A 10408-nucleotide genomic window follows, 5' to 3' on the forward strand; every position below is an offset into this window, starting at 1 on the left:
CGGCAGCAGTCGGTGATCACACTAAATTATTTTCAGCTGTGAACAGCCGTTGTTGCCTAAATGAATAAACCTTCCGCCTCAGATGCGATCAGATCTTGTGAATACCACGCAGGAACCGCTATCAGATGGGCAAATCCAAGCATCGCATCACCAATTGGCCGGAATATCACAAGGCGTTGACTAACCGGGGCTCACTGACTTTTTGGAAAGACTAGCAGGCGCTCAACCTCTGGCACAACACTGAACATCATGGTGGTCGAGGTCGGGGATTTCAATACCGTAATACGGCGATAGAAACCGCCTTGATGCTCAAAGGTTTGTTTAATCTTCCCTTGCGAGCTCTAGAAGGCTTTCAGAGCTCAGCGTTTAGTTTGATGAATGTGCAATTAACTTCACCCGGTTACAGTTGCATCAGCAAGCGGGCAAAGACAGTCAAAATTAACTACCGCAACCCTAGCTGAGTCGAGATTGCTCACTTAGTTGTCGATGCCACAGGGCTGAAAGTATATGGCGAAGGTGAATGGAAAATGCGTAAACATGATAAGGAAAAACGCCGCACTTGGCGTAAGTTACATCTTGCTATAGATGCTGCCACACATGAAGTTATCGCCGCCGAGGTCAGTTTAGAGAGTGTGGCATATAGTAAGGTTCTACCAACGTTATTAAACCCGCTAAGGCGCAAGGTAAAACAAGTTTCAGCTGATGGTGCTTATGACACCTAAAACTGTCATAAGCTGCTGAAATGCAGAGGGGGTAAGTCTACGATACCGCCGCGAAAAATGCGGGTTATTGGGAAGATGGTCACCCCAGAAACGAGGCCGTCAGGGCGTTGAAAAGCGATGACCTCAAACGATGGAAGCAAGAGAATGACTATCACCAAGGTTCCCTGTCAGATACGGCTATGTATTGTTATAAGCAGCTGATTAGCCCGAAATTGAACCTGCGTGACTACAACGGCTAAGTCGGTGAGGCATTGGCTTGAGTGAAAGTGATGAACAAAGTCATAGGACTAGGTATGCCTATTGGCCAGAGGGTCAATTAATACTAGGAACCCTGTTAGGAAAAGGCATACCTAAGATTGATTTAGGCAACAACCCATATAAATATGGTTTAAATAAAGTAGATATTTACCTTGTTAACCCAGAGGTGCCCATATAAAGGGCAAGATCATGAATGTTTATTGACCAATACCTCCATCTGATTGAACTGTAGCTCGAACTGTGATCTTATGCTCTCTTTTTGGGAGTACCAACATGATTATCGACAGTATTAAAACACATTTCAGTATCATCCAAGACAATCGGCAGAGTGCCAAGCTCGACTATCCATTATTTGATTTTCTGTTTGGTGCACTCTGTGCCGTAATTGCGGGGGCTCGTGGTTGGACGGACATTCGTGAATACGTTCTGGGTCACCATGAATGGATTCGCCGTCACCAGTTATTTGAAAAAGGTGTCCCGGTCGATGACACCTTCGCACGCCTTATCGCCACCATTGTACCACAGGCCTTTCGGCAATGTTTTCTCGATTGGATGCAGGCGGTGCACAGCCTGACTCAGGGAGAGATCGTCGCCATTGATGGTAAAACCCTGCGGGGTTCTTACAACCGAGATTATCGCTACAGCACGATTCACATGATCAGCGCCTATGCATCGACAAATCAGATAGTGTTGGGACAGCTGAAAACCGACAACAAAAGCAACGAGATAACTGCTATCCCTGAGCTTATCCAAATACTAGATCTTCGCGGCGCTCTCGTCATCATTCATGCGATGGCCTGTCAAACCAACATAGCCAAAGCCATCGTCCAGTAAGGTGGCAACTATCTATTGGCGGTAAAGGGCAATCAGGAACGGTTGGCCAAGGCAGTGCGAGCAGCCTTTAGCTCACATAGGCAAGCTGGCGTAGACATGGACCAATGGCAAACAGAAAAGCATCACGGTCGAGTAGAATCCCGAACATGTCACGTACTCAGTGCAGAGCAAATGGAAGGTAACTTTTCCAGTTGGACAGAGCTATCTAGCATTGTCATGGTGGAAAATTTCCAAGCCGAAAAAGGCAAAAAACCGATCCTGGAATACCGAGATTACATCAGTTCCAAAGCGTTAACGGCAGAGGAAGCCTGTCAAGCGATCAGGGCACATTGGGGCATGGAGGCGATGCATTGGATCCTTGATGTCACATTTGGCAAGGATGCCTGCCAAATTTATCGGGAGAATGCGGCAGAAAATGTTGCTTGTCTGCGTCATAGGTCGCTGAACATGCTGCGAGCCGAGTCTACCCAAATCAGCATGCCAATGGAGCAGAAACGCTGCACGATGAATCCGTTGTTTCTGGAGAGCGTCCTTGTTGGCTGGATTTGCATCAATGGTCAATTAACGCACATTCATGCGAAAACCCTGAGCCATATATGTATATGTTTTATTGTGACTTGAGTCAAGGATGTCAGATTAACTTTAATTTATAATTAAAAGAAATTTACAGATTGTGCTTTGTAGTAGCAATATTAAGAATAAATTGAATAGTTTTATTAAATTTTTTCAAAAATATTTTTGCTCTGTTCACGCCAGAATCAGTAAATATCCAAAATAGTTTGGAATTTAATACTGCAATCCCATAAATGAAGCAATTTTTCACTTCACTTTATTTTATTTTATTTTATTTTATTTTATTTTATTTTATAGTTAGTTTACTGAAAAGAGAATGGAGAAGTTGTATAACATAATTTGTTAACTGAAAACGGTTTCAAATGAAATTAAACCTATTCGCTTGCTCTGTTAGAAAGCAACAAAAAAATTTAACAAAATTTTGATTTATAAGTTTAATTTACAATCTTTATTTTAATTTTTAATGAGTGATCATATGAAGTTTGCATGGATATTTTTTATTTTTATATTTTTAAATGGGTGTGGTAGTGATTCACCATCGCGCGTAGTTAATACACAAAAAGAAAATTTAACAATAGTTGAGAATCAATATTACACACTTGAACCGTATTTAATTGATACAAGCTATGATTCTTTTAAATGGGTACAAGTCTGTGGAGTGCCAGTTTTAAATAATCAAGATGAAAATTCATTAAGTATTGATTTTTTAGCTCCTGAATCAGATAAAGATCAAAAATATTGCTTTGAATTTACAGGTCACAAAGGAAATGATACATATGTCAAGTCTTATGATGTAACTGTTGTGGCACCTACGGTTGAGGTATACATAGATCATGCTTCATTACCAACCTTGCAACAACTAATGCATATGGTAGAAGAACATGATAAAGATGACACAACAAAGAGATTTGTTTCTTGGGAACGAGTTAAATTATCAGAGACTGCACAGGATATTTTGAATGCAAAATTTTTCAATATTGTAAATAATAATATATCAACCCAATTTATTGATGCTATTGTTAATTATGCAAAAAATAAAAATAGGGTTAATGTTAAATTATTCTCCAATACTGCTGTCTCTATTACAAATTTGTCGCCAATAATAAAAGCGTTAAAATCATCCGCCAATGCGACAATCTCAAAGATTAATTTATATGACGATGGTTCATTCGAATATATGGATTTATATTCTTGGAAAGAAAGTGATAGTAAGATTGAACTTCTTGATAGAGATTCGATTCTGTTAAAATCTTATCTTGATGGAGAAAGTGATGTTCGACCACAGGCTATGAGTGCTCGTTATAATTGGCATAGAATTTATAATGTGAATTATAATTTTTTACGTAAAGATTACTTAGATGTTGAACCGAAGTTAAATGATTTCCGTGAATATTTAGGGGATTCATTGACTCAAATGCAATGGGACCAATTTTCGAAAATGCCATTGTATAAGCAAAAATTACTATTAAGCATTGTTGGATTCGATAAAGCAAAACTTCAAAGTCAATATGATTCATCCTCATTACCAAATTTTGTATTTACTGGCACTACCACTTGGGCTGGAGGTGAAACCAGGGAGTTCTATGCAAAACAACAGGTTAATGTAATTAACAATGCAATTAATGAAACCAGCCCTTATTACTTAGGTCGGGATTATGATCTGTTCTTCAAGGGGCACCCACGTGGTGAAGATATTAATGATTATATTATTTCTAGCTTTGAAGATATAACCAATATTCCGGCTTCAGTTTCTTTCGAGTTATTGTTAATGACAGGAATGATTCCTGACAAAGTCGCAGGGGTAGCCAGCTCTTTATATTTTACTATTCCAGCTGATAATGTTGATTTCATTGTGTTTACATCGTCTGAAGATATTACTGATAGGGAAGAGGCTCTAAAATCACCGTTAGTGCAAGTTATGATGAAGTTAAATATAGTGAAAGAGGATAACGTGTTATTTTGGTCAGATTTACCAAATTGTGAGTCAGGGGTTTGTATTAGTCATTAAAAACAGGTGTTAAAATTTGAAAAAAATTAACGATTCATCCATTTAAAATTTTAGTAAGATGGATCGTTCGTAATTTTTAAAATAATGCTGAAAGTTCAGAAGTTCACCTTCCCCTGCGAAGCTGTCGAAGTACGCAGATAAAAAATGCCGTGGCGATATCATGGTTAATGGAATGGACCCATCCACTTTTAATCGGCCTCGCAATGGGTCACGATGTAGTTGCTAAAACTCATCAGAAAGAGGAAGGGTCCATTTATGAAGATTACTATAATTGATTTAAATATCGCAAAGTCTGTTTTTCATGCTGTTGGTGTCGATAAAGCAGGCAAGGTAATCAAAAAGAAAATGCTTAGACGCAAGGACTTACTTCCCTTTCTAGCTCAAATTGAGCCGTGTCTGATTGTGATGGAAGCCTGTAGTGGAGCAAATTACTGGGCCAGAGAATTTGAGCTGTTGGGCCACAGCGCTGAAGAATCCCTTGATTATTTTAAAATTAATCATCAAATTAGAGTGAACTATGTTAATGTGACTGCCGATGTATTGCTTAACAACATTTGTACAGCAAAGATCAACAGACCCTAGCTGGTTGATGGAAAAATAAGATAACTCCATTCAGTGAGCGTAATCATATCAAGCGGCAAACAGCAAGGCCAAATTTAGTCTAAATATAGATTATCGATTGTAACAATCCAAAAGGGTAAACAATATTAATCAGTTACCACGGTGTCTTTCAAGTTGTTTTAGACGCATTGAATATTTCTTGCCCTAGGAACTGCGCTCACAGTGGAAAGAACCAAGAAGGTTGACGTTTGACAGAACGCTCGAAAACTGCTCCTGCGTTATTCAACCTTCTGTATTCGTGCAATCATTAGCTCACCGATTACGGTAAAGCCACAAAGGAAAAGCGGTAAGCGCTAGGGACTAAAAGCAGCGCTTTTTGCTGCGTACTAGCAGTTGCGAAGCAACGCCCTAGATTCTAGCTCCTCCCTATGTCGCGTTTACTGCCTGAGCTATATATTCAGCTTGTTGTTGAGTCAAGCTAAAATCTGTGGACTCAACCATCACTCGAATTAAGGGCTCAGTTCCGGATTTACGCAATAATACTCGCCCCTTATCTCCTAAAACTTCCTCCGCGGTTAGCACAGCTTGTTTAACACTATCTTTAGCCAAAATACTATCAGCACTGCCAGAGGTTAAACGCACATTGATAAGCACTTGCGGTAATTTCGTCATGCCAGCTTTAAGATCGGCTAAACGTTTGCCTGACTCTAGAATGGCTTTGAGCACCTGCAAAGACGCCACTATGCCATCACCTGTGGAAGCATGCTGTAAGCTCAAAATATGTCCAGAACCTTCACCGCCAAGTTTCCAGCCAGTTTCTTTAAGTTGTTCAACTACATAACGGTCACCAACCTTAGCCCGCACAAAAGGAATATCCATTTGTTTGAGTGCCAGTTCTAATCCGAGATTCGACATGAGCGTACCAACCACCCCGCCCTGTATCTCACCTTTTTGATATGCCGCTTGTGCCAAAATAAACAAAATCTCATCGCCATCAACCACATGGCCATTATGATCAACAAACATGACTCGGTCGGCATCACCATCCAATGCAATTCCTAAATCCGCTTCATGGATCATCACCGCAGATTGCAAGCTATCTAAATGTGTTGCACCACAATGATCGTTAATGTTCACGCCGTTGGGTTTGTCGTTAATGCTAATCACCTCGGCCCCTAACTCGCGATACACATTCGGTGCAATATGGTAGGCCGCTCCATGGGCGCTATCGACGACAATCTTTAGTCCCGCCAAGCTTAAATGATTCGGGAACGTCCCCTTACAAAACTCAATATAACGACCGGCAGCATCATCAATGCGACGCACTTTACCCAGTTTTTCAGAAGCGACACATTGCAGCGCATTATGCTCAAATGCTTGCTCTAATAGCGCTTCAATTTCAAGCTCTTGTACATCATTTAGCTTAGTGCCTGTGTTTGAAAAAAACTTAATACCATTATCATAAAAAGGATTATGGGAAGCACTGATCACCACGCCCGCATCGGCCCTAAAAGTTGAAGCTAAATACGCCACTGCGGGTGTTGGCATGGGGCCAATTAATGCCACATTGACACCAGCGGCTGAAAACCCCGCTTCCATTGCCGATTCCAGCATATAACCACTAATGCGGGTATCTTTACCAATCAACACTTCTTTAGTGCCAGTGGACGCCAACACAGTGCCAGCCGCCCAGCCTAACTTCATCGCAAAATCTGGCGTAATAGGAAAAGAACCCACTTTGCCACGCACGCCATCAGTACCAAAATACTTCCTAGACATACAAAATCCTTAAAACGCTAAAAGACAAAAAGCCAAAAAGCCAAACCCGTGAGGATTTGGCTTTAAAAAATTCAACTTTTCAACATTTAAATCATATAAGACATTGAATCAAGATACTAACGTCACCACTTTCGCTTTTGTATCAGCAGGTTTAAATAATTTCCTTTGCTGCCAAACTAAATCGCAAATACCGTCAGTTGGGGCAAAACCGGTAGGCGCCGCAAGTAAAATCTCACGAATCGCTTCATGATTAAACTCATGGCATGCTTTATCCAAACGATTCAAAATTAACTCTAATTCAGCCCATGGCAAGTAAATTTCATTCGCGGTCATAATCCGCTCATGGTCTGTACCTGTCACATCATCGCCAATCAGTAACTCTTCATACAGTTTTTCACCAGGACGAAGGCCGGTAAATTCAATCGCGATATCACCATTGGGATTTGCTTCATCCTTCACATCATAACCACTTAAGCGGATCATTTTTGTCGCAAGATCAACGATTTTGACCGATTTCCCCATATCAAGTACAAAGACATCGCCGCCTTTACCCATAGCACCCGCTTGAATAACCAGCTGTGATGCTTCTGGAATCGTCATAAAAAAGCGCGTGATTTCAGGGTGAGTAACAGTTACAGGACCACCATTAGCGATCTGCTTACGGAACAATGGCACAACAGAACCAGAAGACCCCAGAACATTACCAAAACGCACCATACAAAAACGAGTGTGATGCTCCTCTTTTGCTAATGCTTGTAATGCCAGTTCCGCCATACGTTTAGTGGTACCCATCACGTTTGTAGGGCGCACCGCTTTATCGGTAGAAACCAACACAAAGGTTTCGACTTTTGCTGCAATCGCAGCTCTCGCGGTATATAAAGTACCAAATACGTTATTACGCACGCCTTCAACCACATTATGCTCAACTAAAGGCACATGCTTATAAGCTGCGGCATGATAAACCGTCTGTACTTTAAACGCCTGCATCACCGCTTGCACACGGTTTTCACGCTGCACAGAGCCCATGATTGGGACTATTTCAACATCTATACCCAGCTCAATGGCAGTCGCAGAGAGTTCACGCTCAATCGAATAAAGCGCAAACTCAGATAACTCGAATAAAACTAATTGTTTAGGCAACTGTTTTAAAATCTGGCGGCATAACTCTGAGCCGATAGAACCACCGGCACCTGTAACCATAACTACTTTATTCTTGATATTCGCAGTCAATAAATGCTGTCTTGGCGCAACAGAATCACGACCCAATAAATCTTCGATTTCGACTTCTTTCACATCACTAAATAACTTATCACCACTCACTAAGTCAGCCATGGCAGGCAAGGTCATCACCCTAACAGTTAATGGCTCAAGCTGATTAATAATGTCCTGACGACGTGAACGCGATGCACTCGGCATTGCCAGCAACACACGGGTTGTAGGTCGCTGTTTTATCAGCTTACTAAGTTGATGCGGCGCATAAACGTGCAAACCTTGAATCGAGGTGTTATGCAAGTTTTCATCGTCATCAACAAACGCAACCGGATGGTATTCATGGCTCTGTGCAAGTGCAATCGCGGTTTGTCGCCCGCTCACACCAGCACCATAAATAATGACTGGCTCACCGCGGCGATTAATTCCGGCACCGACTAATGAACGCATGAGTGCACGCGCGCCGCCCACAAAAACGAGAGCAAAAGCTGCATAGATAAATGGCACTGTGCGAGGTAAATCCACCCCGCCATAATAGGCAAGTAAAACAAGGGCTATGGTAGAAATACCGACACCCGCAACGATTGCAGTAAACGCTTGCGAACCAATATAACGTAGCACTGCGCGATAAAGCCCTAGCCTCACAAACCCAGCAATACTGATAGGGATAGTTAACGCAATCAATCCCCAATACTGAGATTTAAACAATACATCAACAGAGTCCAAGCGAACGAGTAACGCAAACCAAAAGGCAAAAAGCAAAAACACTGAGTCAATCGCCACGCTGACTAAACGCTTTTGTGACCGCTTTAATGAAAATAAAAACTGCAAAAAATCCATCTTTTGCTCCAACTTAATTAAGTAATTCATGAAGTTTAGTAACGGCTTATGCATTGATAACAGGCATCAAGTCTTTCGAGCAAATGAGTATACATGAGATAACGAGTTACAGCTAAATCCAAATGCTATATCTAACTTGGTTTAACTGCATCACCACTACCACTGCCTGTAGCTGTCATAAGAATGTACTTAAAATATCGACCTAAGGTTAAGGTATCGATCATTTGCTTATCAGTTTGAGCAAGCAATTTAGGCGTAGACATATCAATATTTTGCACTTGCGCTAACCCTGTCACACCAGGCAATACGTTATATACACCTAACGTATCACGCTCAGCGATCAATTCCACTTGGTTAAATAAGTTAGGCCGTGGGCCAACCAAACTCATCTCGCCTTTAAGCACATTAATGAGCTGCGGTAATTCATCAATTTTAGTCTTGCGTAGAAATCGCCCAAAGTTTGTGATCGCTGCGTTACTCGCAAGATGGCTCGCCACCGATGCGGTATCTTTACTCATAGTACGGAACTTAACTAAGTTAAATGGCTTTTTATGTTTACCCACCCGGGTTTGAATGAATATCGGCGAACCAGTATCAAACAAACCAATGATGGTGACGACGACCAATATTGGCCATAGCAATAACAACCCGAAAAAGGCTGCGAGAAAATCAATTAAACGAATCAACATGATTATTCCTTTACAAAACAGCGCCTGACACCTTCTTCAACGGTAATTGGTGGCTGCCAACTGAGTGTATTTTTGGTGTGGGTTATATCCACCTGCAAATTGCCGCATAACCTGTCAATAATCGCCTGATTGCCGGTTACCTTTCCAGCGAGTCTCAACCACGCCATGGGCACAGGTAGCAGGCGTGGCTTTTTGCCTGCAGCACCGGTCATCAGTTTAAGCAACTCTGTGGTGGAAACATCCTGATCGTCGCTGACCAAAAAAATTTGATTAGCGGCATTGGGATGTTCAATACAAGTCACGATTAAATCAACAAGATTATCCAATGCAACCATGCTACGCTTATTATGAATAGCACCGAATGGCAGAGGAAGGTTCTTCTTTGCCAAGTTCAACATTGTGGCAAAATTGGCTTTAACATCTGGGCCGTAAACTAACGGCGGCCTAATAATAACTACTTCGATATCAGTTTTTCGCGCAATATCGAATAAGCCAATTTCTGCTTTGGCTTTGGATTCACCATAATGATCCAACGGCTGCCGTGCGTCACTTGCGCGAAATAACTGACCTGCAATCGTTGCTTCACCATTGACTTTTATGGTACTGATAAAAATAAATCGCTTAACGCCGGCTGCAGCGGCTTGTTCGGCCAGAGCTAAGGTCGCGTGGGTATTCACCTCTTGATATAACTGCGCAGCATTATTTGCAGTTTCATTCATGACATGCACTCTCGCTGCGCAGTGGATGACAACATCAACTCCGCTCAACGCAGATCTGTAATCAGTATTTGCTGTCAGTTCACCTGCAAAAAAAAGGCAATCTCGCGCCGGTTTTGTGCGACCAAACACGCGAGTGGCCTGCGGTAATTGCCGCAAAATTTGTTTACCCAAAAAGCCAGTAGCCCCTGTGAGTAATATCGATTGTGTAGGCATGAT

Annotated in this window: 5 protein-coding genes and 3 pseudogenes; 4 read left to right on the forward strand and 4 right to left on the reverse strand. The window is 41.7% G+C overall.

Annotation, left to right across the window (positions count from 1 at the left end; translation table 11 throughout):
• The first annotated feature begins 125 nt into the window (after window positions 1–125).
• From H9J30_RS01215 to H9J30_RS01230, 4 genes and pseudogenes are all read left to right on the forward strand, one after another.
• Window positions 126–982 (forward strand): annotated as a pseudogene (locus tag H9J30_RS01215) (IS5 family transposase).
• 271 nt (window positions 983–1253) lie between these two features.
• Window positions 1254–2435: pseudogene (locus H9J30_RS01220) on the forward strand (ISAs1 family transposase).
• Between the two features lie 427 nt (window positions 2436–2862).
• Window positions 2863–4395, forward strand: coding sequence for a hypothetical protein (locus H9J30_RS01225; protein ID WP_240129345.1), 1533 nt, complete (start codon window positions 2863–2865; stop codon window positions 4393–4395).
• Window positions 4396–4650: 255 nt separating this feature from the next.
• Window positions 4651–4866, forward strand: a pseudogene (locus H9J30_RS01230) (IS110 family transposase); the annotation flags it as partial.
• A 516-nt stretch (window positions 4867–5382) separates the two neighbouring features.
• On the opposite strand, the gene glmM reads toward H9J30_RS01230, so the two are convergent.
• The 4 genes from glmM to H9J30_RS01250 form a co-directional block, all read right to left on the reverse strand.
• On the reverse strand, window positions 5383–6735 hold the full coding sequence (glmM, locus tag H9J30_RS01235; protein WP_240129346.1) for a phosphoglucosamine mutase: 1353 nt from the start codon (window positions 6733–6735) through the stop codon (window positions 5383–5385).
• A gap of 108 nt (window positions 6736–6843) precedes the next feature.
• Window positions 6844–8784, reverse strand: a complete 1941-nt coding sequence (locus tag H9J30_RS01240) for a polysaccharide biosynthesis protein (RefSeq protein ID WP_240129347.1) — start codon at window positions 8782–8784, stop codon at window positions 6844–6846.
• 131 nt (window positions 8785–8915) lie between these two features.
• Entirely contained in the window at window positions 8916–9470 is a 555-nt protein-coding gene (locus H9J30_RS01245; RefSeq protein WP_240130038.1) for a sugar transferase, read from the reverse strand.
• Between the two features lie 5 nt (window positions 9471–9475).
• A complete protein-coding gene (locus H9J30_RS01250; RefSeq protein ID WP_240130039.1) occupies window positions 9476–10405 on the reverse strand; it encodes a UDP-glucose 4-epimerase family protein in 930 nt (309 codons plus the stop codon).
• Between the last annotated feature and the right edge of the window lie 3 nt (window positions 10406–10408).

It is taken from the genome of Shewanella cutis (assembly GCF_022410515.1).
Taxonomy (GTDB): Bacteria; Pseudomonadota; Gammaproteobacteria; order Enterobacterales; family Shewanellaceae; genus Shewanella; species Shewanella cutis.